This is a genomic window from Streptacidiphilus sp. PB12-B1b, from assembly GCF_014084125.1.
Lineage (GTDB): Bacteria > Actinomycetota > Actinomycetes > Streptomycetales > Streptomycetaceae > Streptacidiphilus.
Window position 1 is genome coordinate 2,839,574 of the sequence record NZ_CP048405.1, and the last position, 21,757, is coordinate 2,861,330.

Consider the following 21,757-nt stretch of genomic DNA (forward strand, 5'->3'; position numbering starts at 1 on the left):
GCTGTCCGTAGTCGAATCGCAACGCCTGGTGCCCGGAAGTTTTGAACAAATCAGATGTTTTCTTGATAGTTCCGAAACCTGCTGTTTGCCGGACTCCCAGCCTGGGCCGCTCGTCCGTGCGACCGTCGGTCAGACGGCCGGTTCCGGGATGTCCCGCATGCCGTGCAGCGGGGACAGCAGCAGCCACACCCCGGTCAGCGCCATCACCGTGGCGCCGATCCACAGCGCGCTGCGCAGCCCGAACCAGGTGCCCAGGGCGCCGCCCAGCAGCGCGCCGACCGGCATGGTGCTCCAGATGACCCAGCGGATCGAGGCGTTCATCCGGCCACGCAGCTCCGGCGGGCAGACCGACTGCCGGTAGGAGACCTGGGCGGTGTTGTAGACCGCACCCGAGGCGTTGAACGCCGCCCAGCCCGCCGCGTACGCCAGCACGCCCCAGCCGGACTGGGCCAGCGGCATCAGGAAGACCAGCGGGGCGGGCACCACCAGGGCGACCCACATGACCCGGGCCGAGCCGACCAGCTCCGCCAGCCGCCGGGCGACCAGGCTGCCGGCGACGCCGCCGAGCGTCCCCAGGCCGAGCACCAGGCCGACCTCGGTGGGCGTGGAGTGCACCGAGCGGATCAGGAACACCACCTCGATGGAGGTGACCAGGCTGATGCCGAGGTTGGCGGTGGCGGTGCACAGGGCGATCCAGCGCAGGATGGTGTCGCCGAGGACGAAGCGCAGCCCCTCGCTCATCGCCGCCCGGAAGGTCACCCGCTCCGAGCCGCCCGTCGCGGTCCGGCGCGGCTCGCGGGTGCGGATCAGCAGCAGGCTGACCACGCTGACGGCGTACGAGAGCGAGTCGGCGGCGATGGCCCGGGCGGCGCCGACCAGTCCGGCCAGGGTCGCGCCCAGGGTGGGGCCGATGGAGTCGGCGAAGGTCTCGGTCGAGCCCAGCTTGCCGTTGGCGTCGACCAGGCGCTCCCGGGGCAGCAGCACCGGCAGGTAGCTCTGGTCGGCGACGTCGAAGACCACCCGGAAGGACGCCACCGCCAGCGCGGCGACCACTAGTTGCCACATCGGCACCCGGGTGCCGGTCAGCGAGACCAGGGGGATGGAGCCGATGGCGGCCATCCGGCCGACGTCGCTCCAGATCATCAGCGTGCGCCGGTCTATTCGGTCCACCAGCACCCCGGCCGGCAGCGACAGCACCAGGAAGGGCAACCTGCCCATCACGCCGAGCAGCGCCACCTGGAAGGTGCTGGCGTGCAGTTGTACGGCGATGAGGGGCAGGACCAGGGTGGAGACGGCGGAGCCGACATCGCTGACGGCGCCACCGGTCCACAGGAGTGTGAAGTCGCGGTGGCGCCAGAGCGAGGCGGTCGGCGAGGGTTCCGACGTCTTTTTTGGCATGGTCTGTTCAGGCACAGTTATATGCCTACACCAGGAGCGGGCCCGCGCCAACCACTTCACGGATCTTCACAACTGCGCGTGGTGGCAGATAGTGGTCACGCGGGTGCGCCGTGCCAGCGCCCGCCCGGCGTCACCGGCGGTCCGTCAGAAACCCTCCAGGGAGCTGGAAGCAGTGTACGGGGGGTCAGCGCAGGGCGGTGCCGTTGCCCCGGGCGAGCAGGGCCAGGCCGGTCCGGGACGGCAGCGCCTCCCAGTCGCCGTGCGCTCCGACGCAGAAGGCGCCGGCGGTGACGGCCCGGTCGAGCCTGCCCTCGGGGTCGAGGCCGTCCAGGGCCGCCGACAGGTAACCGGAGACGAAGGCGTCCCCGGCGCCGATGCTGTCCACCACCGGGACCGGCACGGCGGCCCGGTGCAGGCTCCGCTCGGGCGTGTGGCAGCGGGCCCCGTCCGCGCCCGCGGTGACCACGACCTCCGCCGCGCCGCGCGCCAGCAGGTCGGCGACCGGGTCCGGGGCCGCGCTGAGCAGGTCCAACTCGTCCTCGGAGGCGAAGACCGTGTGCACCGACGTCGCCAGCTCGCGCAGCGCCGCCGCCGCGTCCGCCCGGGACCAGAGCCGGTTGCGGTAGTTGACGTCCAGCGTGACCCGGACGCCCGCGGCGTGGGCGGCCCGGGCCGCGGCCAGCGCCGCCGCCCGGGCGGTGCCGGACAGGGCCGGGGTGATGCCGGTGAGGTGCAGCAGCCTCGGCGCCGCCGCGGCGACGGCGGCGACGCACTCCTGCGCGGTCAGCGCGGACCCGGCCGAGCCGGCCCGGTGGTAGCTGACCCGGGTGATGTCGTGCGCCGGCTGGTCGAAGGCGACGAACCCGGTGAACGCGCCCGGCGCGGAGCGGACGAACCGGGTGTCCACGCCCTCGGCCCGCAGCGTCCTAAGGATCAGGCTGCCCGGCTGGTCGTCGCCGACCACGCCGACCCAGGAGACGTGATGGCCCAGCCGGGCCAGGCCGATGGCCACGTTGGACTCCGAGCCGGCCACGGAGAGCTGCGCCGTGCCGCCCAGCCGCATCGGCGCCCGGGTGCGGATCGACGCCATCGCCTCGCCGAGGGTGAGTACATCGGTCATGGGTGCTGTTCCTGTCGCGGGCGTCCCGGTGGCGGGCATCTCGGTCACGGGCGGTGCTCGGGGGCGGTGTCGCGGGCCGGTGCTGCGGGGGCCGGTGGGTTCGGGGTCGGGGCGCCGGTGGCGGCGAGCAGCGCGGCGGCCCGGGCCGCCAGCTCGGGCAGCGGGCCGCCCCTACCGGCGGAGCCCAGCAGCGGGGAGCCGACGGCCACCGCCCGGGCCCCGGCCGCCAGGTACTGCGGGGCGGTGACCGCGTCCACCCCGCCGACGGCGATCAGCGGCGCGTCCGGCAGCGGGGCGAGCAGCTCGCGCAGGTAGCCGGGCCCGTGCACGCTCGCCGGGAAGACCTTCACCGCCAGCGCGCCCGCCTCCAGCGCGGTGACCACCTCGGTCGGCGTGAGCGCCCCGCACAGCAGCGGCAGGCCGAGCCCGACGCTGCGCCGCGCGCCCGGGGTGATCGCCGGGGTGACCACGAAGCCGGCCTGCGCGGCCGCAGCGGCCTCGGCCTGGGCGGCGGTGAGCACGGTGCCGGCCCCGATCAGCACGGACGCCGGGTACCGCGCCCGGGCCCGGGCGACCGCCTCCAGCGCGCCCGGGGTGGTCAGCGAGACCTCCAGTGCCGTGATCCCGGCGTCCACCAGCGTGCGTATGCAGGCCAGCGCCCGTTCCGGCCCGTCGGCGCGGACGATGGCCAGCACCCGGCGCTCCGTCAGTTCTGCGAGCAGGTCCACAGCCCCTCCGATGGTGTGTGTGCCCCGTATTCCGGAGCTATCCCGAAAGAATGGATGCTACTTTCAATATACGCAAGTGCTGCGTCATAATACGATCAGCCAACCCCAGGAGAGCCGCATGCGTATCACTCACGTGACGACCTATATCCTCAAACAGCCCACGGAGACCGCATACCTCGGAAACCTCGAGCACGGGACCGCACCGCAGGCCGACCGCGGATACTTCGTCCGCCCGCCGTGGCGCAGTCTCTACTCCGCCCGTATGGAGACCGTCCTGGTCGCCGTCACCACCGACGACGGCCTGGAGGGCTGGGGCGAGGCGCTGGCCCCGGTCGGCCCGGAGGTGGTCGCCGCCATCATCGACCGCATGCTGGGGCCGTGGCTGATCGGCCGGGATCCCCGCGCCGTGCGTCCGCTCTGGGACGGCATGCGGGACCTCATGCGCGAGCGCGGCCACCTGGTCGGCCACCAGGCCGACGCCCTGGCCGCGCTCGACATCGCGCTGTGGGACCTGACCGGCAGGGCGTCGGGGCTCTCGGTCGCCGAACTCCTGGGCGGCGCCTACCGCAAGCAGATCCCCGCGTACGTCTCCGGCCTGCCCGAACCGACCGACGAGGGCCGGGCCCGGCTCGCCGCCGACTGGCAGGCGCGGGGCGCCTTCGCGGTGAAGCTCGCCGTCGGCAACGGCGTCGACGCCGACCTGGCCACCTACGACGCGGTGGCCGCCGCCGCCCCCGGCCTGCGCATCGCCGTGGACGCGCACTGGGTGTACCCGCTGTCCGAGGCGCTGGAGCTGGGACGCGAGCTCGACCGCCGCCGCGCGCTGTTCTTCGAGGCCCCGATGGCGCCCGAGGACACCGAGGGCCACCGCGACCTGGCCTCACGCATCACCACCCCGGTGGCGGTCGGCGAGTCCCTGCGCAACCGCTACGAGTTCCGCGACTGGCTCTCCCGCCGCGCCCTGGGCCTGGCCCAGCCGGACGTCGCCCGTACCGGTATCACCGAGGCCGTCGCCATCGCCACCCTCGCCGACGCCCACAACGTCCCGGTGGCCTGCCACCACTCGGTGGGCCTCGGCGTGGCCCTGGCCGCCGGACTGCACGTCTCCGCGGCCACCCCCAACTGCCCCTACTTCGAGTTCCAGCACACCCCGCTGCCGTTCGCCCAGCGCATCCTGCGCACCCCGCTGACCGCCGGACCCACCGGTTTCACCCTCCCCGAGGGCCCCGGGCTGGGCATCGACGTCGACCGCGAAACCGTCCTCACGCTCGCCAAGGAGAGCCGATCGTGACATCCAGCGCCCCCACCGGGCTGATACCCATCCTGGCCACCCCGTTCACCGACTCCGGCCGGCTCGACACCCCCTCGCTCCGCTCCCTGGTCGAGTTCCAGCTCGACGCCGGGGTCGACGGCCTCGCCGTCTTCGGCATGGCGAGCGAGGGCTTCGCGCTGACCGCGGAGGACCGCGCCGCCGTCCTGCGCGAGGTGCGCGACGTCGCCGGGCCGGAGCTGCCGCTGGTGGCCGGCGTCAACGGCACCAGCACCGTGGTCGCCGTCGAGCAGGCCCGGCAGGCCGCGGCCGGCGGCGCCGACCAGCTGATGGTGCTCCCCCCGTTCTTCGTCAAGCCCAGCCGGCAGCAGGTCATCGACTTCTTCGGCGAGGTCGCGGCCGCCACCGGGGCGAGCGTCATGCTCCAGGACGCGCCCGGCGTCACCGGCGTCGCCATCGACGTGGCCGCGATCGCCACCCTGGCCGAGACCCCCGGCATCACCTCGGTCAAGGTGGAGGCCCCGCCGACGCCGATCAAGGTGTCGGCGGTGGTCGCCGCCGCCCCCGGCGGCTTCGCCGTCCTCGGCGGCCAGAACGCCCTGTCGCTGATCGAGGAGTACGACAACGGCAGCGTCGGCACCATGCCCGCCTGCGAGTTCGCCGACCTGCTCCGCCGCGTCCTGGACGACCTGGCGGTCGGCCGGCGCGCGGACGCCCGCGCCGCCTTCGCCCGGCTGCTGCCGCTCATCCACCTCGGCATGCGCCCGGGCCAGGCGTGGGCCGTGCACAAGGAGGTGCTGCGCCGACGCGGCATCATCGCCTCGGGCGCGGTCCGGCTCCCGGCCCAGGAACTCGACCCGTTGACGTCCCGCGCCCTCGGCGAGATCGTGGACGACCTCCGGCTGCCCGCCTGGCGGAAGGTCCCCGCATGAGCCGCTCCGTCCTGCTGATCGGCAGCTCCTCCCCGATCGGGCAGGCCATCGCGTACGGCTTCGCCCGGCAGGGCGACCGGGTGGTCGGCGTCTCCCTCGACGGCAAGGCCGATGCCGCCCTCACCGAGAGCCTGGCGCTGGACGCCGGCACCCCGGAGGGTGCCGACGAGGCCGTGCGCCGCACCGTGGAACGGCTCGGCAGCCTCGACGTCCTGGTCCTCGCCGCAGCCGTGATGGCCCCGGCTGCGGCGCACCGGGCCGCCCCCGAGGACTGGCACCGGGCGATCGACAACACCCTGCACGCCGCGTTCTTCCCGGCCCGCGCCGCCCTGCCGGTGCTGCCGCCCGGCGGCAGCATCGTCGCGGTCAGCTCGGTCAACGCCACCCTGGCCGCCCCCTGGCTGCCGGGCTACTCCGCCGCCAAGGCCGGGGTGGAGGGGCTGGTGCGGCAGCTGGCCCTGGACTACGGCGTGCGCGGCATCCGCGCCAACGCCGTCGCCCCGGGCATGATCGGCAACGCCGACCTGCCCAGGGTCACCGAGGGCTATCCGCTCGGCCGGGTCGGGCGGCCCGCTGACGTCGCCGAGGCCGTGCTGTTCCTGGCCTCGGCCGACTTCGTCACCGGGGCGGTCCTCCCGGTCGACGGCGGGCTGTCCATCGCCTCGCCCGCCGCGTTCCTCCGCCCCGACCTGCACGACCGGCTGCTGCAGAACCGCACCGCGGACGGCTGACCCGCCGCGGTGCGGGAGACGGCGAAGCGGCGGGCCCCCTCCGGAGGGGGCCCGCCGCTTCGCCGTGCCCGCAGGCGCCGTGCCCGCGCCGTCCCGGCCGCTCAGCCCGGGACGGCCACCGCCGACGCCCGGGGCGCCGGGGGGCCGCCGACGCCCGCCTCCACCACGTACGTCCAGCCGGAGCCCGGCTCGCCCGGCACCGTCGCCGTGGTCACCACCAGCCGGGAGCCCACCAGCGCGCACGCGGCCGGGCGGGAGCACGGCAGGTCGATCCGCCGCAGCAACTCGCCGCCGGGCCCCAGCCGGACGACGCAGCCGCCGTCCCAGAGCGCGACCCACAGGCAGCCCTCGCCGTCCACGGCGATGCCGTCGGGCACCCCGACCGGCACGCCCAGCGGCGCACCGGCCGGCTCCAGCGGGCCCTCGGCGCCGGTCCGCAGCCGGTGGATGAGCCGGCGGCCGCTGTCGACCACGTACGCCGTCCCGCCGTCCGGGCTCCAGCCGATGCCGTTGGCCGCCAGCAGGCCCTCCAGCAGCACGCCGGGACGCTGCGGCGCCTCGCCGGGCCGGACCGAGTACAGCCGTCCCCACGGACCCAACGGCCGCCGGACGCCCATCGAGCCCACCCAGAAGCGCCCGGCGGGGTCCACCGCGCCGTCGTTGAGGCAGCTGTGCGCCGGGTCCGGCTCCAGCTCGGCCAGGACGGTCGGCCCGGCGTCCGGCCGCCAGTGGACCACCGAGCCGCCCAGCGCCAGCAGCCAGTCGTCACCGCCCCCGGCCCGGACCGCGCAGCTCAGCTGCCGGGGGAACTCCGCCAGCAGCCGCGGAGCCGCCGTCCAGGCGTCGTCGGCCCAGGCGTCAGCAGGGGCGTCGACAGGGGCGTCGACAGGGGCGTCCGGCCGCAGCCGCGCCAGCCACAGCCGGCCGGCCAGCAGATCCACCCAGCTCAGGCTGGAGTCGGCGGCGTCGAAGCGGGGGGCCTCGCCGAGCAGCGCCCGGGGCAGCGGGGTGCGGACGACCGCGGCGCTCACGAGGCCGGCTCCGGCGCGGGCAGCGGCAGCCGCGGTTGGGGCGTCCGGGTCACGGTGAAGCCGAGCGCGACCGACAGCTCGTCCGCCGCCTCGATCACCAGCAGCGCCAGCTCCTGCTGCCGCCCCGGCAGGTCCAGCTCCGACAGCGGGCCGTTCAGCGAGAGCGCGGCCCCCACCTCGCCGCTGCGCCCGCGGATCGGCGCGGCCAGACAGGCCCGGCCGAAGGCCAGCTCCTCGATCTCGGTCGCGTAGCCCCGGTTGCGGACCTCCGCCAGCGCCTGCTCCATCCGGGACGCGTCGGTGATGGTGTGCGGGGTGTACGCGTGGCCGAGGCCCCGGGCGTAATAGGACCGGACGTATTCCGGGCCCTTGGCCGCGAGAATCGCCTTTCCCATTCCGGTGACGTGCAGCGGGGCGGTGCGCCCGGCCATGGTGAATGATTTGGGCGATCGGGCGCCCTCGAAATTGCACAGGTAGAACAACTGGTCGTTGCGGAATTCGGCGAGGTTCACCCCGAGCCCGGTGGCGTGGGCGAGGTTCTGCGCGATCTGCCGGGCGCCGCGGAAGAGGAAGGAGCTGTTGAGCGCGACCGAGCCCAGCGTCACGGCCGTGGGGCCGAGCCGGTAGAGGCCGGTGCGGGCGTCCTGCACGACGAACCCCAGGCGGTCCAGCGAGGAGATCATCCGGGACACCGTGGACTGCCCGAGCCCGGTCCGTGCGGAGAGTTCCGAGGTCCGCAGCTCGCTGTGCTCGTCGGAGAAGCAGACGAGCAGCGACATGGCGCGCTCGACCGCCTGCGTTCCGGCGGTGGACTCGGTGGCCATGATCCTCCTGTGTGTGCTCCACGGTTGCGTGGACTGGTCGGGACAGGCGGAAGCGCACCGCCGACGGGGCCCGCCGACGGTGCGTCCGCTGCTCAGTTGTTCTGGCTGAGGATGCTCTGCACGTTCTTGCGCAGGGCGTTGAGGCCGTTCTGCACACCGGTCTGGCCGGCCAGGATGCCGGCCACGCCCTGGCCGATCGCGGTGTCGATCTCCGCCGAGCTGGCCAGCTTGTCCCAGGCCGAGGCCCGCGCGTGGTCGGCGACGGCGGTGCGGAAGGCGCTCTGGAAGGGGTCCTTGTCCAGCCCCGGCACCCGGGCGGCGACGGTGGCGTCGGCCGGGGCCAGTGAGGACTCCTTGTACAGCTCGGTCGCCGCCGAGACGTTGGTGGCCACGTAGTCGATGAAGTCCTTGCTCGTCGCCTCGCCCTCGCCCGCGCTGCAGAACAACCCGCTGCCCCAGAACCGGTTGTAGGACGGGTTGGCCTGGAAGACGGGCCGTTGCAGCGGCCGGATCGCGGCCTGCAGCGCGGCGCTGCCGCCGTTGGTCTTCACGAAGCTGTCGGCCAGCGGGGCGTCGTCGTAGATCGCGGCCTGGCCCTGGGCGAACAGGATGCGGGCGTCGCTGCGGTCCACCCCGCCCTTGACCAGCCCGGCGTCCTGCAGCCCCTTGTACCAGGTCATCGCCGCGACGCTGGCGGCGTCGCCGATGGTGCACTGCAGGTTGTCGGTGACCACCTCGCTGCCCCAGCCCCACATCCAGTGGACGGCGTCCTTGAGGTCCGGGTTCTCGGTGACCGCCGCGTAGGGGATCACCTTGGGGTCCTGCGCCTTGATCTTCTCCAGGGCGGCGGCGAAGTCCTCGACGCTCATGGCGTCCTTCAGGCCGACCTCGTCGGCCACCCGCCCGTCGCAGACCATGCCTATGCCGGAAGCGTTGACGGGGATGAAGTAGAGCTTGCCGTTGATCAGGAAGGAGTCGACGATCTTCCCCGGCAGGTTCATGGTCCTGGCCAGGTCGGACACGTCGGCCAGGATGCCGGTGGGGACCAGCACCTGCCACGGCCCCTGCCCGACGCCGTCGAAGTCGCCCGACTTGGCGGCCAGCGCCAGCTGGGTGGACGCCTGGTCGTAGGGGAAGACGACCGGCTTGACGGTCTTGCCGGACTGCTTCTCCCAGCCGTTGACGACGGCCTGCCAGGCGGCCTTCTGGGCGTCCTCGCCGAGGGCGTTGCCGTAGAACTTGATGGAGTCGGTCTCGGTCGCGGCGCCCTTGGCCGAGCCGCCGCCGGGGGTGGTGGTCGAGCACCCGGCGACCCCGAGGGCGCCGAGGACACCCAGAACGCCGAAGCCTGCGAGGACGCCTCTGCGGGAGACCGGACGGTCGGGGAGGGGGGTGTGGGTCATGACAGCTCCTGGGGAGTGAGGGTGGGGTGCGGGGAACTGCGGCAGGAGGGGAGGGGTCAGCCCTTGACGGCCCCGGCGGCCAGGCCGGAGACGAAGTAGCGCTGCAGCACGACGAAGATCACCGCGAGCGGCAGGGAGGTGATCACCGAGGCGGCCATCAGGCCGGGCCAGTCGGCGGCGCCGTCGTGGATGAAGGCGGTGGTCATGCCGACGGTGAGGGTCTGCTTGTCCGGGCCGGCCAGGGTGAGGGCGAAGAGCAGATCGCTCCAGGCGCGCATGAAGGCGAACATGGCCGTGGTGATCAGGCCCGGCACGATGAGCGGGCAGACGATCCGGAAGAGGATGGCCAGGTTGGACAGCCCGTCGACCTTGGCGGCTTCGAGGATCTCGTCCGGGAGGGCGTCGATGATGCCCTTCAGCAGGAACACCGACAGCGGCAGGGTGAAGGTGGTGAACGCCAGGATCACCGCGGTGTAGGTGTACAGCAGCCCGGCGGAGTTGAACATCAGGTAGAGCGTGACCAGCAGCAGGGCGCCCGGCACCAGCTGTCCCACCAGGAACATGACCATGATCATGTTCCGGCCGCGGTAGCGGAACTTCGACAGCGAATAGGCCGTCAGCCCGGACACCAGCACGGAGACGACCGCGGTCCCGGCCGAGACCACCAGGGAGTTGCCGAGGTCCTTGAGCAGCGTGGAATTGTCGAAGAACTCACGGAAGTTGGCCAGGGTCGGATCCATCGGGAAGTACGGCCGGTCGACCGAGAAGACGTCCTCGCGGCGCATGAAGGCGGTGGCGACCAGCCAGTAGACCGGCAGCAGCCCGAACAGCGCCAGCACGGTCAGCCCGATCCTGCCGCCGACGCCCAGGGTCGGGGAGGTGATGCCCTCGCCGACGTCGCGGGAGCGGCGTCGCGGCGGGGGGAACGAGAGAGCGGACATGGTCACGACTCCAGCTTCTTGTTGAGCAGGAAGTAGCCCCCGCAGACGAGGGAGAGGACGCCCAGCCACAGCACGCCCATGGCAGCGGCCTTGCCGAGGTCGAAGTCGGTGAAGGCGTACTGGTAGAGGGTGACCGCGAGGGTCATGGTCGATGTGCCGGGACCGCCGCCGGTCATCACGAAGATCATGTCGAACGAGCCGAAGTTGTAGATGAACTCGAGCATGGAGATGAGCGCGACCGGGCCGATCAGGTGCGGCAGCGACACGTGCCGGAACCGCTGGCGGCGCGAGGCCCCGTCGAGCGCGGCCGCCTCCAACTGCTCGCGCGGCAGGGTCTGCAGGACGGCCAGGACCACCACCATCACCCAGGGGAAGGAGTTCCACGTCTTGGCGACGACCACGGCCGCCATGGCCGTGGACGGCTGGCCGAGGACGTTCACCTGCGGCAGGTGCAGCTGCGTCAGGACGTGGTTGATGACGCCGTAGCTGTCGTTGAAGATCCACGCCCAGAGGAAGGACACCACGACGCCCGGCAGCAGCCAGGGCAGCATCAGCACACCGCGCAGCAGGTTGCGGCCCCGCAGGCGGGCGTTGAGGAGCACCGCCACGGCCACGCCGATCAGCAGCGGGCACACGGTCGCCAGGACGGAGAACTCCAGCGTGGTGCCCAGCCGGGCGAGGAAGTCGGGCCAGACGTCGGCGTAGTTCCCGAAGCCGACGAACTTCCGACCTGGCCAGATCAGGGACTGATCGTAGAGGCTGGTACCGAAGCCGGCCACCAGCGGATAGACGGCCACGACGAGGAAGAGGGCGACCGCGGGCGCCGCGAGCATGAACCCGAAGGTGCGGTCCCGGGCACCCAGTGTTCCGCGCCGCCGCCGCACGGGGGCGCTGGGCGAGATGGTCCGCGCCGGTGTGGGTTCGGTGGTGACCGACATGTTAACTCCTCACACTGTGATGACACGGAACCGTATCGCAGAAGTCATATCTAGTAAATGGATGACGGCTTCACGAGGTGCTCTGCCATGTGCATGCAGTGAATAGCCATAGCCGGTTCGGGGTACTCGGCATGGCCGAGCGGCGCCTCCGCATGATTTTCCGCATGACTCTTGCAATCAGTGAATGTTAGAGCCAGCATATGGGCAACATCGGCCACCCCCGAAAGGCAGGCAGTGATGCCGGCTCTGCGTACGAGATCCACCCGCCCCCGGATCCACCGGCTCCTCACGGGCCTGATCGGCGTCACCGCAGTCATGGGCCTGCTCACCGTCGCCGGGCCCGGCGTGACCGCCGCCCAGGCCGACCCGCCCACGGACTCGTACCCGCCCGCCGGGTACTCCTCGGTCTTCGTCGACAACTTCTCGGGATCGTCGCTGGACACGAGCGTCTGGAACGACCGGCAGACCGCCCAGTCCAACGACTCCAACGTCTCCGTCTCGGGCGGCGAGCTCCACGTCAACATGGAGCGGGTCAGCACCTCGACCGGCCTGGACGGCTACCGCGGCGGCGGCATCTCCTCCAAGCAGTACTTCGGCTACGGCTACTACGAGGTCCGCGCCTTCGTCCCGGCCGGCCTGCCCGGCTGGCACCCCGCCTTCTGGACCCAGATATGGGACGGCGGCCAGGCCCAGGCCGTCTACAACACCGACTTCACCGAGCTCGACGTCCTCGAGAACCAGCCGACCACGGTCGCCGGTGTGAAGACCACCTACCTGGACGCCGGCGACTTCGCCTGGGACAACAACGCGCAGGGCGCCGACGTGCAGCTGTCGCACTCCGCCCGGGTCAAGTGGCAGCCCACGGCGAGCAGTCCGAGCCCGCTCGGCTCCTGGCACACCTTCGGCCTGCTCTACACGGCGACCTCGCTCACCTACACCCTCGACGGCAAGCAGGTCGGCAGTCCGCTGCCGAACCCGTCGCTGCCCGACAGTCCGATGTCGCTGTGGCTCACGGCCATTCCGACCAACGCCGCCGACCTGGACAGCTCGCAGCCGGTCGGCCACAGCTACGGCACGTTCGACGTGGACTGGGTCGCCTACTACGCGCCGGGCGGCGTCACCCCGACCACCACCCCGGACGTCTCGTCGGTCCCCGCCGACACCCCCGCCGTCACCCAGGACTTCAGCGACAACGCGCACGAGTGGACCACCGACGGCGTGGGCTCCTGGACGGTCACCTCCAGCGGCGGCGTGGACACCTACGGCCAGTCCTCGACCAGCGGCGACGCCATCTCCACCTTCGGGCTGCCCACCAACGACCTGCCCTACGTGCCCACCTGGAGCAACACCAGCGTGGAGGGCACGCTCACGCTCGACTCCACCGGCGCCGGGGCGGGCCTGCTCGGTCGCTACCAGAACGACGAGAACTACTACTACCTGCAGCTGAACCCGACCACGCAGCAGGTCTCGCTGGTGAAGAAGACCGACCCGGGCACCGGCGCCACGGTCACCACCCTGGCCAGTGCGCCGCTGGCGATCGCCACCGGCACCCCGTACGACCTCAAGCTGACCATCAAGGACGACACCCTCACCGGCTACGTCGACGGCACCCAGGTGGTGACGGCCGACGACAGCACCTTCATCACCGGCGGTGTCGGCGTCAAGGGCTACCACCAGTCGTTCGGCGTCTCCGGCGTGCAGATCGACGCGCTCGGCTGAGCCGACGGCGCCCGGGCCGCCGCCGGACGGCGCCCGGGACGACGGCGGACGGCGCCCGGGCCGCCGCCGGACGGCGCCCGGGACGACGGCGGCGGATGCCGGGCCCCGAAGGGCTCCCGCATCCGTCGTCGTCGTCGCTATCCGACCCGGTGCGCGGACGGCCCCATGAAGCCGAGGCTGATCGAGATCTGGTCGGCGGTCTCGATGACCTTGTCCGCCAGGGCGCCCTGCCGGTTGTCCAGGTCCAGGGCCGACAGCGAACCGGAGATGGACAGCGCACCGGCCACCGCCCCCGAGCGGTCCCGCACCGGCGCGGCCACGCAGGCCCGGCCGAAGGCCAACTCCTCGACCTCGGTGGCGTATCCGCTCGAACGCACCTGGTCCAGCTCCTTGAGCAGCCGGTCCAGCGAGACGATCGTCCGGGGCGTGTACGCGGGGTAGGCCGCGCCCACCGCCTCGCGCACCTGGTCCGGGGTGAGGTCCGACAGCAGCGCCTTGCCCATGCCGGTGGCGTGCAGCGGGGCCGTCCGGCCGGTCAGGGTGAAGGTCCTCGGGGCCAGCGGGCCCTCGAAGTGGCAGAGGTAGAACATCTCGCTGCCGTGGCGCTCCGCCACGTTGGCACCCAGCTTCAGCTCGTACGCGAGGTTCTGCGCCACCTGCCGGGCCGCCCGGTGCAGCGGCGACTGGTTGAGCGCCACCCCCGCCAGCGTCACCACCCGCGGGCCGATCCGGTGCAGGCCGCTGCGCGGATCCCGGAACAGGTAGCCGAGCGACTCCAGTGTCGCCACCAGGCGGGAGACCGTGGACTGCCCCAGCCCGCTGAGCTCGACGAGTTCGGCGATACGGCGCTCGGGCTGCTCCTCGGTGAAGTGCTCCAGCAGGGAGAGCGCCCGTTCGACACTCTGCGTACCGGACACCGATCCGCTGGTGACCGTTGTGCCGGTGCGCCGCGAGTGCGCCATTGCGAATCTCCTCCGGGGAAAGTGAGGAACCTTATCTGGATAGTGGATGCTACATCGCTGGGCGTCACGACCATACTCATGCGTAGCTTTCGGCCACGGCCCCGACCGGCCCCGGGAACACAAAAGCTGCGGCCCCCGATCCTCGATCAGGGGCCACAGCTGTGGAGAGTCGTCTCACGACCCGATGCGTGCGCGAGGGGGACTTGAACCCCCACGCCCCGAAGGGCACTAGCACCTCAAGCTAGCGCGTCTGCCATTCCGCCACCCGCGCATCGTGTCGTCCGCACCGCGTCGCCGCCGTGCTGACGGAGCCAACCATAGCAAAGATCAGCCGGGGTTCCGAACCGCTTATTCCGGGCGGGACCTGCGCAGACGCACGGCCCGGCCGGGCCGGGGCGCCCCCTTCCCGGGCCTGACGCGAGGGCTTGGGGGGAGGATGGGGGTGACCGCGCCCGGGGGGATGCCTGGGGGCGACCAGGGAGAGGCTGACTGACGTGACCGAGTCGAGCATGACACCGACACCGACACCGGCGACCACGGGCGAGAGCGAGGTGGCAGACCTCTGCCGTGACCTGATCCGCATCGACACCAGCAACTACGGGGACGGCTCCGGCCCGGGCGAGCGGGCCGCGGCCGAGTACGTGGCCGAGAAGCTCGCCGAGTTCGGCCTGGAGCCGGAGATCTTCGAGTCCGCCAAGGGCCGTGCCAGCACCGTCGCCCGGATCGCCGGGGAGGACCCGTCCCGCCCCGCCCTGCTGATCCACGGGCACACCGACGTCGTCCCGGCCAACGCCGACGACTGGACGCACCACCCGTTCGCGGGCGAGATCGCCGACGGCTGCGTCTGGGGCCGGGGCGCGGTCGACATGAAGGACATGGACGCGATGACCCTCGCCGTGGTCCGCGACCGGCTGCGCACCGGCCGCAAGCCCCCGCGCGACATCGTGCTGGCCTTCCTCGCCGACGAGGAGGCCGGCGGCGTCTACGGCGCCCACCACCTGGTGGACCACCACCGCGGCCTGTTCGAAGGCGTCAACGAGGCCATCGGCGAGGTCGGCGGCTTCTCCTTCACCGTCAACGAGAACCTCCGGCTGTACCTGGTGGAGACCGCGGAGAAGGGCATGCACTGGATGCGCCTCACCGTGGACGGCACCGCCGGGCACGGCTCGATGACCAACAAGGACAACGCCATCACCGAGCTGTGCGAGGCCGTGGCCCGGCTCGGGCGGCACAAGTTCCCGGTACGGATCACCAAGAGCGTCCGGCACTTCCTGGACGAGCTCTCCGACGCGCTCGGGGTGGAGCTGGACCCGGAGGACATGGACACCACGCTGGCCCGGCTCGGCGGCATCGCCAAGCTGATCGGCGCCACCCTCAGCAACACCGCCCAGCCCACCATGCTCGGCGCCGGCTACAAGGTGAACGTCATCCCCGGGCAGGCCACCGCCCACGTGGACGGCCGCTACCTGCCCGGCTTCGAGGAGGAGTTCCTGGCCGAGCTGGACAGCGTGCTCGGCCCGCGGGTGCGCCGCGAGGACGTCCACACCGACAAGGCCGTCGAGACCAGCTTCGACGGCGCGCTGGTGGAGGCCATGCAGCTGGCGCTGAAGGCGGAGGACCCGATCGCCCGCGCGGTGCCGTACTGCCTCTCCGGCGGCACCGACGCCAAGTCCTTCAGCGAGCTGGGCATCCGCTGCTTCGGCTTCGCCCCGCTCCGGCTGCCCCCGGAGCTGGACTTCGCCGGGATGTTCCACGGCGTGGACGAGCGCGTCCCGGTGGACTCGCTGCAGTTCGGCGTCCGGGTGCTGGACCGCTTCATCGACGCCTGCTGACCTGCCGCCGTACCGGTCAGGCGTTCGTCCGGCTCACCGTCACGGGTGAATCCATCAGACCGCACGTACCCCGTTTGCCGCAGTGTCGTTCACCCATATGCAGCCCGCCGAACGGGCTGCACTGTCAACCAGGAGGACGTCATGCAGGTCAAGAAGATCGTTGCGGTTGCCGCTGCCACGGGTGGAATCGTTCTCGCGGGTGCCGGTGTCGCCTCGGCCCATGGCGCCCAGGCCGAGGGTGCTGCCTGGAACTCCCCGGGTGTCGTCTCCGGCAACACCATCCAGGTGCCGGTGCACATCCCGGTGAACGTCTGCGGCAACACCATCAGCGTCATCGGGCTGCTGAACCCGGCCTTCGGCGACAGCTGCCAGAACTTCTGAGCGGCTCCGGAGTGATTCCGGACCTCTGATCCACCGCGGTCCCGGGGGGCGAGCCTCGCCTCCCGGGACCGCGTCGTTCACGGGCTCTGCGGCGGCGGTCACTCGGACGAATGAAAGCCGCCCACAGCACGGCACATGGACCCACCCGCGTCGTTACGGAGGGTGCGGGTCTAGGTCTCGTAAGCAAGAAAGACAAACTGAGGGCAGGGCAATTCATGCGACAAGCTGCCACGCGCGGTCTCCTCACGGTCATGGCGACCGGGAGCGTCCTGGCATCCACCGCCGGCTACGCCTACGCGGACGCCAGTGCCATTGGTGCCGCGTCCGACTCCCCGGGCGTGGGCTCGGGAAACAACGTCCAGGTGCCGGTCAACGTGCCGGTCAACGTCTGCGGCAACACCGTCAACGTGGTCGGGCTGCTGAACCCGGCCATGGGCAACACCTGTAAGAACGCCTCACACCACGGCGCCGCCGCCGGCGGGTCGGCGGGCTCCGGCTCGCACAGCGGCTCCGGCTCGGGCACGACGGGCGCCTCCAGCGGCTCCGGCAACGGCGGCGGGTCCACCGGCAGCGCCGGTCCCGTCGTCGGCCACCCCGGCGGCGCCTGGGGCGGCGGCAGCACCGCCACCGGGGGCAGCCACGGCTCGCCCGGCGTGGGCTCGGGCAACACCCTGCAGCTGCCGGTCTCCGCCCCGGTCAACGCCTGCGGCAACTCGGCGGACGTCGTCGGCGCGCTCAACCCGGCCTTCGGCAACCACTGCGCCAACCACAGCGCGCCGGCGCCGGCGCCGACCCCGACCAAGCCCTGCCCGCCGACGCCTCCGGCGCAGCAGACGCCTCCGCCGCCGGTCACGCACCACAGCCCGCCGCCCCCGGCGAAGGTGGTCCCGGCGTCCGCGCCGGTCGCGCACACGGCGGTGCTGGCCTCGACTGGTGCCTCCGACGACCTGGACGTGCTGGTTCCGGCCGCCGCCGCGCTGGTGCTGGGCGGCGGGGTGCTCTACCGCAGGTCCCGCCCCGGTCAGCGCTGACCCGGCGCGCCGTTCCGGCGCGCCCGGGGTGAGCCCCCCGGGGTGAGCCCGGGGTGAGTCGGCGTCCGAGGTGACGTGGGAGGGGCGGTGCGAAGGATCGCACCGCCCCTTTGAGTCTCCCGTCGGGCCTGCCGGGCCCGGCACCCGCGTCCTGCCTGCCGTGGCTGCGCCGAGCGCTCAGTCCGAGAGGTGGTCGGCCATGAAGGACCAGCCCCGCACCTGTCGGATGATCTTTCTGCGCAGGACGACCTTGCGGCGCCCGTCGGGGAACAGCCGCAGCCGGTCGAGTTCCCAGTGCCCGTATTCGGCTTCCTCGGTCAGCAGTCGCCGCGCCTCGTTGCGCGACACGTCGCGCGGCAGCAGCAGCGAGCGGAACTCGTACTCGGGCTGTTGGACGATTTTGGGTGGGGCCAAGAGGGTGCCTCCTGCAGAGCGGTCGTGGTCAAGCCTACGACTGGCGGGTCTGACAGGGGTTCAGCCCGGTGCCGAACCTGGTCAGGACAGGTTGCCACGAACGGCGCCGCAGGGACAGACCACGGTCGGGTGACGCGCTCCGATCGACTGAGTTCGTCCCGAATCCTGCTTGTGGGGATAACTTCTGTGCACTGCGGGCCCAAGTGCGGATAGCGTCTGCCTCATGTCTGATGCCGCGCAGCCCACCATCGCCGAGGTACGCACCGCAGCGGAGGCGGTCAAAGCCGCCATCGACCGCCATCTCGCCGCCGTCGAAGCCCGGACCGGAGAGAACGACCCAGGGGTGGCCGCCGCCTACGAGGCGCTGGCGCTGGCTGCCGACGCCTACGACGAGGTCCTCTACGACGCCCATGACGAGGTCACCCCCTTCGAGGTGCCCGGTCACCGGGGGGCCACCAGCTTCCCCGACCCCGACGAGCCCGAGGCGATCAGCGTGCTGATCCGCCGCGACTACCTGATCACCGACCCGCTGCGGCTGCGGGCGGCGGCGCTGCGGGTCGACAGCGCCCCGGAGTCCGCCGCCAGCGTCAGCTCCGCCCTGGGCGCCCTGTTCGCCGAGTACGAGCCGGACGAGATCGCCGGCCGGGCCGAGGAGCTCGGCCTGGAGGAGGGCGACTCCACGCTCTGGGTGACCGCGGCGGACCCGGCCGAGCCCGGCGACTGGCTGGCCGAGCCCTTCGAGGAGGCCGACCCGGAGCTGCTGATCTGCCGCTTCGACGTCAGCGAGGCGTACGACGACGAGCTGGAGGCGCTGGACCCGGAGCACTGAGCCCCGGGCCCGGCCGCCGGTCAGCCGTTCAGGCAAGCGGTCAGGTCAGCCGTCGAGGTCGGCCGTCTGCTCGGCCAGGATGCCGCGCAGACGCGTCGTCCTCGGCCGGGCCGGCACGCCGGTCACCGCCTGCGGCAGCGCCGGGCCGACCGCGTGCACGACCGACAGGTGCCGCTCGGCGCGGCTGAACGCCGAGTAGACCCACTGCCGGGTCAGCTCCGGCGCGGCCTCGGGCGGCAGCAGCACCACGACGCCGGGCCAGCGCCGCCCGGCGGCCTGGTGCGCGGTCAGTGCCCAGCCGTGCCGCAGCACGCCCGCCACCTGCTCGCGCGGGATCCGCAGCTCCTGGCCCTCGCAGTCCAGCACCAGCCCCTCCGGGCCGCCGGAGCGGACCGTCGCCGGGCGGCTGAGGCCGGGCGCGGGGGAGTGCACCACCTGGTCGCCCGGGTCGAAGCCGCCGAAGGCGCCCGGCCCGGGGTTGTGCAGCTGCTTCAGCGCGGTGTTGAGCGCCCGCGTCCCGGCGGGCCCGGCGTGGGCCGGGGTCACCACCCGGACCTGGTCGGCCGGGATGCCGAGCGCGCGCGGGATGGAGTCGCGGACCAGCTGCAACGCGCGGTGCGCGGTCTCCTCCGCGTCCCTGGCCGTGACGATCACGACCTCCTTGTCGGGGGCCTCCACCGGCAGCAGCTCGCCGATGCCGATGCCGGAGACCAGCTCGCCGATCGGCCCGAAGTCCGGCGTGCGGGAGGCCACCACCGGGCAGGCGCGGGCCGCGAGCAGGTCGGCGAAGACCCGCCCGGGTCCGGCGGACCACAGCTCGGACGGGTCGCCGCTGAGCACCAGCCGGGCGCCGTCGGCGACCGATTCCACCAGGGTCGCGGCGGTCTCGACGTCCAGGGCGGGCGCGTCGCAGACCACCAGCAGGTCAAGCGCCAGCGCGCCGTCCACCCGGCCCGGGCCCTCGGCGCCGCCGAGCAGACCGCTCAGGGTCACCGCCTGCTCGTCGCCCAGGGCGCGCCGGCCGTCCTCGGTGGCGGCGGTGACGCAGGCGCGCAGGCCCAGTGCGCGCGCCGCGCGGACCAGGGCCACCGGCTCGGCGCGGGCGGCCAGGCCGCCGGTGTGCAACACCAGCCCGGCCTCGGCGACCGCCCGGATCAGCGCGGCGGCGGACGGCGAGGGCGCGGCGTCGGCCGCCCCGGCCCAGTCGAGCACGGCCGGCTCGTCGTCCACGGCGGACGCGTCGGCACCGCCCTCGGAGCCGTCGCCCTCGGAGCCGTCGCCGTCGGGGGCTTCGACCGCGGAGCCCTCGACCGCGGGGTCGTCGCCCTCGGAGCCGCCCTCCGGGGCGTCCCCGGAACCGTCCGTGACCGACGGCTGCGGGTCGCCCTCGAAGGTGGACATCAGCCGGACCAGGCCGTCGGCCAGGCTCTCCTCGGCCAGGGCCAGCCGGTCCAGCGCCAGCAGCACTCGGACCGGGGGCTCCTCGTCCTCGTCCGCCCGGCGGCCGCCGGCGGGCTGCTCCTCCTCCTGGAAGGCCATCACCCGGCCCTCGCCCAGGATCGCCGCCAGCGCCTCCTCGGCGTCGGGGACGCCCTGCTTGTCCAGCCCGGCGGCCAGTCCGGCCAGCTCGACGGCGGTGTGGCCGTAGCGGGCGGCCTGCTCCAGCAGCCAGACGGCCAGCGCCTGGGCGCGGCGCGGGTCGCCCGGGCCGCAGTCCGCGCCGAGCAGCCCCCGGGCGAAGCCGTCGGCGTGCTCGGGGCGGACGCCGGGCACGGTCAGGATCGACCAGGGGTCCTCGCGCAGCAGCGCGGGCGCGCCCTCGCCGAGGGCGGCCACGGTGGCGTCCAGCAGCTGCGCGGGCGCGCCCCCGGCGGCGAGGACCTCGGCGGTCGCCCGCAGCGCCTCGGCCCGGCCGGGCACGGCCGCCCCCGCCGCGCCCTGGTCCGGGCCGCCCGCGCCGGACGGGCCGGAGCCCGGGCCGGCGGACGGGCTGCCGGTGCTGGAGCCGGCAGCCACCGCGCGCATCGCCTCGGCCAGTGCGGCCAGCTCGGCGGGCGTCTGCGCGGGCGGGGTCGGGGCCGGTTCCGCGGCGGCGGCTGCGGTGGCCGCGCTCTCCGGGTTCATAGGGCGCTCCAGTCGTGGTCAGGGTAGTAGTGCACGGGCGCCGAGATGTCGTCCAGCGCCCGATGGATCTCCTCCGGCAGAGTAAGGGACTCCACTGACAGTGCCGCCGCGAGCTGCGCGGCGTTGCGGGCGCCGACGATCGGCGCGACCACGCCGGGCCGGTCCCGCACCCACGCCAGGGCCACCTGCAACGGGGTCGCGCCGAGCCCGTCGGCGGCGGTGGCGACGGCGTCCACGATCTTGCGGCCGCGCTCGTCCAGGTACGGCTGGACGAACGCGGAGAAGTACGGCGAGGCGCCGCGCGAGTCCGGGGGAGTGCCGTGCCGGTACTTGCCGGTGAGCACGCCGCGCCCGAGCGGGGAGGCGGCCAGCAGGCCCATGCCGCTGTCCAGCGCGGCGGGCAGCACCTCGCGCTCTATTCCGCGTTGCAGCAGCGAGTACTCCATCTGCGTCCCGGCCAGGGGCGTGCGCCCGGGGACCGCGCGCTGCCAGGTGGCGGCCTTGGCCAGCTGCCAGCCGCAGAAGTTGGAGACGCCCACGTACCGGGCCCGGCCCGAACTGACCGCCAGGTCCAGCGCGTGCAGGGTCTCCTCGGTGGGGGTGTCCGGGTCGAAGGCGTGCACCTGCCACAGGTCGACGTAGTCGGTGCCGAGCCGCCGCAGCGAGGCGTCCAGGGCGGACAGCAGGTGCCCGCGCGAGCCGTCGAAGCGCCGGTCCTGGTCCGGGACGCTGCCCGCCTTGGTGGCGATGACCAGCTCCGAGCGCGGGACCAGGTCCTCCAGCAGCCGCGACAGCACGTACTCCGCGCCGCCGTCGGCGTAGACGTCGGCGGTGTCGACCAGGGTGCCCCCGGCGCCGACGAACGCCTTGAGCTGCTCGGCGGCGTCGTGCTCGTCCAGGTCGCGGCCCCAGGTCATGGTGCCGAGCCCGATCCGGGAGACGCGGAGCCCCGTCCGGCCCAGGTGTCGTAGTTCCACAGAGCAACCCTTCGCTGTTCCAGGGGGCCGGGGGCGGCAGCCCGGGACGTGCCGGGGCTATGCGCATCGTAGGGGCTGCACGGCGCGCGGCGAGCCTGTCCGGGCCGGGTGTCGGAGGACGCGGCCACCGAAGATACTCACCAGTAGCATTTCCGGCCGCCGCCCGGATAGG

General features: G+C 73.1%; 20 protein-coding genes and 1 tRNA gene. 8 read left to right on the forward strand and 13 right to left on the reverse strand.

Annotation, left to right across the window (positions count from 1 at the left end; translation table 11 throughout):
- Positions 1-129: 129 nt before the first annotated feature.
- The 3 genes from GXW83_RS12875 to GXW83_RS12885 form a co-directional block, all read right to left on the reverse strand.
- Entirely contained in the window at positions 130-1,398 is a 1,269-nt protein-coding gene (locus tag GXW83_RS12875; RefSeq protein WP_182443209.1) for an MFS transporter, read from the reverse strand.
- Between the two features lie 184 nt (positions 1,399-1,582).
- Positions 1,583-2,518, reverse strand: coding sequence for a sugar kinase (locus tag GXW83_RS12880; protein WP_182443210.1), 936 nt, complete (start codon positions 2,516-2,518; stop codon positions 1,583-1,585).
- A 44-nt stretch (positions 2,519-2,562) separates the two neighbouring features.
- Positions 2,563-3,246: a bifunctional 4-hydroxy-2-oxoglutarate aldolase/2-dehydro-3-deoxy-phosphogluconate aldolase gene (locus GXW83_RS12885; protein ID WP_182443211.1), complete on the reverse strand. Its 684-nt coding sequence runs from the start codon at positions 3,244-3,246 to the stop codon at positions 2,563-2,565.
- A 118-nt stretch (positions 3,247-3,364) separates the two neighbouring features.
- Between GXW83_RS12885 and GXW83_RS12890 the strand changes: the two genes are divergently transcribed.
- The 3 genes from GXW83_RS12890 to GXW83_RS12900 are packed head-to-tail and all read left to right on the forward strand — an operon-like array spanning position 3,365 to position 6,179.
- Positions 3,365-4,537: a mandelate racemase/muconate lactonizing enzyme family protein gene (locus GXW83_RS12890; protein WP_182443212.1), complete on the forward strand. Its 1,173-nt coding sequence runs from the start codon at positions 3,365-3,367 to the stop codon at positions 4,535-4,537.
- A complete protein-coding gene (locus tag GXW83_RS12895; protein ID WP_182443213.1) occupies positions 4,534-5,448 on the forward strand; it encodes a dihydrodipicolinate synthase family protein in 915 nt (304 codons plus the stop codon). Before GXW83_RS12890 ends, GXW83_RS12895 begins: the two co-directional genes overlap by 4 nt.
- Positions 5,445-6,179: an SDR family NAD(P)-dependent oxidoreductase gene (locus GXW83_RS12900; RefSeq protein ID WP_182443214.1), complete on the forward strand. Its 735-nt coding sequence runs from the start codon at positions 5,445-5,447 to the stop codon at positions 6,177-6,179. Before GXW83_RS12895 ends, GXW83_RS12900 begins: the two co-directional genes overlap by 4 nt.
- 101 nt (positions 6,180-6,280) lie before the next feature.
- Here the strand turns inward: GXW83_RS12900 and GXW83_RS12905 are convergent, their stop codons facing one another.
- From GXW83_RS12905 to GXW83_RS12925, 5 genes are all read right to left on the reverse strand, one after another.
- The gene (locus tag GXW83_RS12905; protein WP_182443215.1) at positions 6,281-7,210 is read right to left on the reverse strand and encodes an SMP-30/gluconolactonase/LRE family protein; all 930 of its coding nucleotides are present in this window, start codon (positions 7,208-7,210) and stop codon (positions 6,281-6,283) included.
- Positions 7,207-8,034 (reverse strand): IclR family transcriptional regulator, encoded by an 828-nt coding sequence (locus GXW83_RS12910; RefSeq protein ID WP_182443216.1) that lies wholly within the window; start codon positions 8,032-8,034, stop codon positions 7,207-7,209. Before GXW83_RS12910 ends, GXW83_RS12905 begins: the two co-directional genes overlap by 4 nt.
- A 92-nt stretch (positions 8,035-8,126) precedes the next feature.
- Positions 8,127-9,437, reverse strand: a complete 1,311-nt coding sequence (locus GXW83_RS12915; protein WP_182443217.1) for an ABC transporter substrate-binding protein — start codon at positions 9,435-9,437, stop codon at positions 8,127-8,129.
- A 56-nt stretch (positions 9,438-9,493) separates the two neighbouring features.
- Positions 9,494-10,378, reverse strand: a complete 885-nt coding sequence (locus GXW83_RS12920) for a carbohydrate ABC transporter permease (protein ID WP_182443218.1) — start codon at positions 10,376-10,378, stop codon at positions 9,494-9,496.
- A gap of 2 nt (positions 10,379-10,380) precedes the next feature.
- Positions 10,381-11,316: a carbohydrate ABC transporter permease gene (locus tag GXW83_RS12925; protein ID WP_182443219.1), complete on the reverse strand. Its 936-nt coding sequence runs from the start codon at positions 11,314-11,316 to the stop codon at positions 10,381-10,383.
- Positions 11,317-11,553: 237 nt separating this feature from the next.
- Here GXW83_RS12925 and GXW83_RS12930 point away from each other — a divergent pair, with 237 nt between their 5' ends.
- Positions 11,554-13,035, forward strand: coding sequence for a family 16 glycosylhydrolase (locus GXW83_RS12930; RefSeq protein WP_182443220.1), 1,482 nt, complete (start codon positions 11,554-11,556; stop codon positions 13,033-13,035).
- Between the two features lie 137 nt (positions 13,036-13,172).
- Here GXW83_RS12930 and GXW83_RS12935 read toward each other — a convergent pair whose 3' ends face one another.
- Both GXW83_RS12935 and GXW83_RS12940 read right to left on the reverse strand, forming a co-directional pair.
- Complete coding sequence (locus tag GXW83_RS12935; RefSeq protein WP_182443221.1) at positions 13,173-13,997, reverse strand: IclR family transcriptional regulator; 825 nt, start codon at positions 13,995-13,997, stop codon at positions 13,173-13,175.
- 188 nt (positions 13,998-14,185) lie between these two features.
- Positions 14,186-14,269, reverse strand: a tRNA-Leu gene (locus tag GXW83_RS12940).
- Positions 14,270-14,506: 237 nt separating this feature from the next.
- On the opposite strand from GXW83_RS12940, the gene GXW83_RS12945 reads away from it, so the two are divergent.
- From GXW83_RS12945 to GXW83_RS35055, 3 genes are all read left to right on the forward strand, one after another.
- Positions 14,507-15,829: a M20/M25/M40 family metallo-hydrolase gene (locus GXW83_RS12945; protein ID WP_182447265.1), complete on the forward strand. Its 1,323-nt coding sequence runs from the start codon at positions 14,507-14,509 to the stop codon at positions 15,827-15,829.
- Positions 15,830-15,970: 141 nt separating this feature from the next.
- On the forward strand, positions 15,971-16,210 hold the full coding sequence (locus GXW83_RS12950; RefSeq protein ID WP_182443222.1) for a chaplin: 240 nt from the start codon (positions 15,971-15,973) through the stop codon (positions 16,208-16,210).
- Positions 16,211-16,461: 251 nt separating this feature from the next.
- Entirely contained in the window at positions 16,462-17,241 is a 780-nt protein-coding gene (locus GXW83_RS35055; protein WP_370466655.1) for a chaplin, read from the forward strand.
- A gap of 177 nt (positions 17,242-17,418) precedes the next feature.
- Here GXW83_RS35055 and GXW83_RS12960 read toward each other — a convergent pair whose 3' ends face one another.
- Entirely contained in the window at positions 17,419-17,655 is a 237-nt protein-coding gene (locus GXW83_RS12960) for a DUF5703 family protein (RefSeq protein ID WP_370466656.1), read from the reverse strand.
- A 223-nt stretch (positions 17,656-17,878) separates the two neighbouring features.
- On the opposite strand from GXW83_RS12960, the gene GXW83_RS12965 reads away from it, so the two are divergent.
- Positions 17,879-18,484, forward strand: a complete 606-nt coding sequence (locus GXW83_RS12965) for a hypothetical protein (protein ID WP_182443224.1) — start codon at positions 17,879-17,881, stop codon at positions 18,482-18,484.
- A gap of 45 nt (positions 18,485-18,529) precedes the next feature.
- Here GXW83_RS12965 and GXW83_RS12970 read toward each other — a convergent pair whose 3' ends face one another.
- Positions 18,530-20,608 (reverse strand): ATP-binding domain-containing protein, encoded by a 2,079-nt coding sequence (locus tag GXW83_RS12970; protein ID WP_182443225.1) that lies wholly within the window; start codon positions 20,606-20,608, stop codon positions 18,530-18,532.
- Entirely contained in the window at positions 20,605-21,585 is a 981-nt protein-coding gene (locus GXW83_RS12975; RefSeq protein WP_182443226.1) for an aldo/keto reductase, read from the reverse strand. The genes GXW83_RS12970 and GXW83_RS12975 overlap by 4 nt, the downstream gene beginning before the upstream one ends.
- Positions 21,586-21,757: the final 172 nt, after the last annotated feature.

Coding starts and splice junctions, on each gene's coding strand:
- GXW83_RS12875 (WP_182443209.1), bottom strand. CDS start 1,398: ATGCCAAAAAAGACGTCGGAACCCTCGCCGACCGCCTCGCTCTGGCGC.
- GXW83_RS12880 (WP_182443210.1), bottom strand. CDS start 2,518: ATGACCGATGTACTCACCCTCGGCGAGGCGATGGCGTCGATCCGCACC.
- GXW83_RS12890 (WP_182443212.1), top strand. CDS start 3,365: ATGCGTATCACTCACGTGACGACCTATATCCTCAAACAGCCCACGGAG.
- GXW83_RS12900 (WP_182443214.1), top strand. CDS start 5,445: ATGAGCCGCTCCGTCCTGCTGATCGGCAGCTCCTCCCCGATCGGGCAG.
- GXW83_RS12910 (WP_182443216.1), bottom strand. CDS start 8,034: ATGGCCACCGAGTCCACCGCCGGAACGCAGGCGGTCGAGCGCGCCATG.
- GXW83_RS12915 (WP_182443217.1), bottom strand. CDS start 9,437: ATGACCCACACCCCCCTCCCCGACCGTCCGGTCTCCCGCAGAGGCGTC.
- GXW83_RS12920 (WP_182443218.1), bottom strand. CDS start 10,378: ATGTCCGCTCTCTCGTTCCCCCCGCCGCGACGCCGCTCCCGCGACGTC.
- GXW83_RS12925 (WP_182443219.1), bottom strand. CDS start 11,316: ATGTCGGTCACCACCGAACCCACACCGGCGCGGACCATCTCGCCCAGC.
- GXW83_RS12930 (WP_182443220.1), top strand. CDS start 11,554: ATGCCGGCTCTGCGTACGAGATCCACCCGCCCCCGGATCCACCGGCTC.
- GXW83_RS12935 (WP_182443221.1), bottom strand. CDS start 13,997: ATGGCGCACTCGCGGCGCACCGGCACAACGGTCACCAGCGGATCGGTG.
- GXW83_RS12945 (WP_182447265.1), top strand. CDS start 14,507: ATGACACCGACACCGACACCGGCGACCACGGGCGAGAGCGAGGTGGCA.
- GXW83_RS12950 (WP_182443222.1), top strand. CDS start 15,971: ATGCAGGTCAAGAAGATCGTTGCGGTTGCCGCTGCCACGGGTGGAATC.
- GXW83_RS35055 (WP_370466655.1), top strand. CDS start 16,462: ATGGCGACCGGGAGCGTCCTGGCATCCACCGCCGGCTACGCCTACGCG.
- GXW83_RS12965 (WP_182443224.1), top strand. CDS start 17,879: ATGTCTGATGCCGCGCAGCCCACCATCGCCGAGGTACGCACCGCAGCG.
- GXW83_RS12970 (WP_182443225.1), bottom strand. CDS start 20,608: ATGAACCCGGAGAGCGCGGCCACCGCAGCCGCCGCCGCGGAACCGGCC.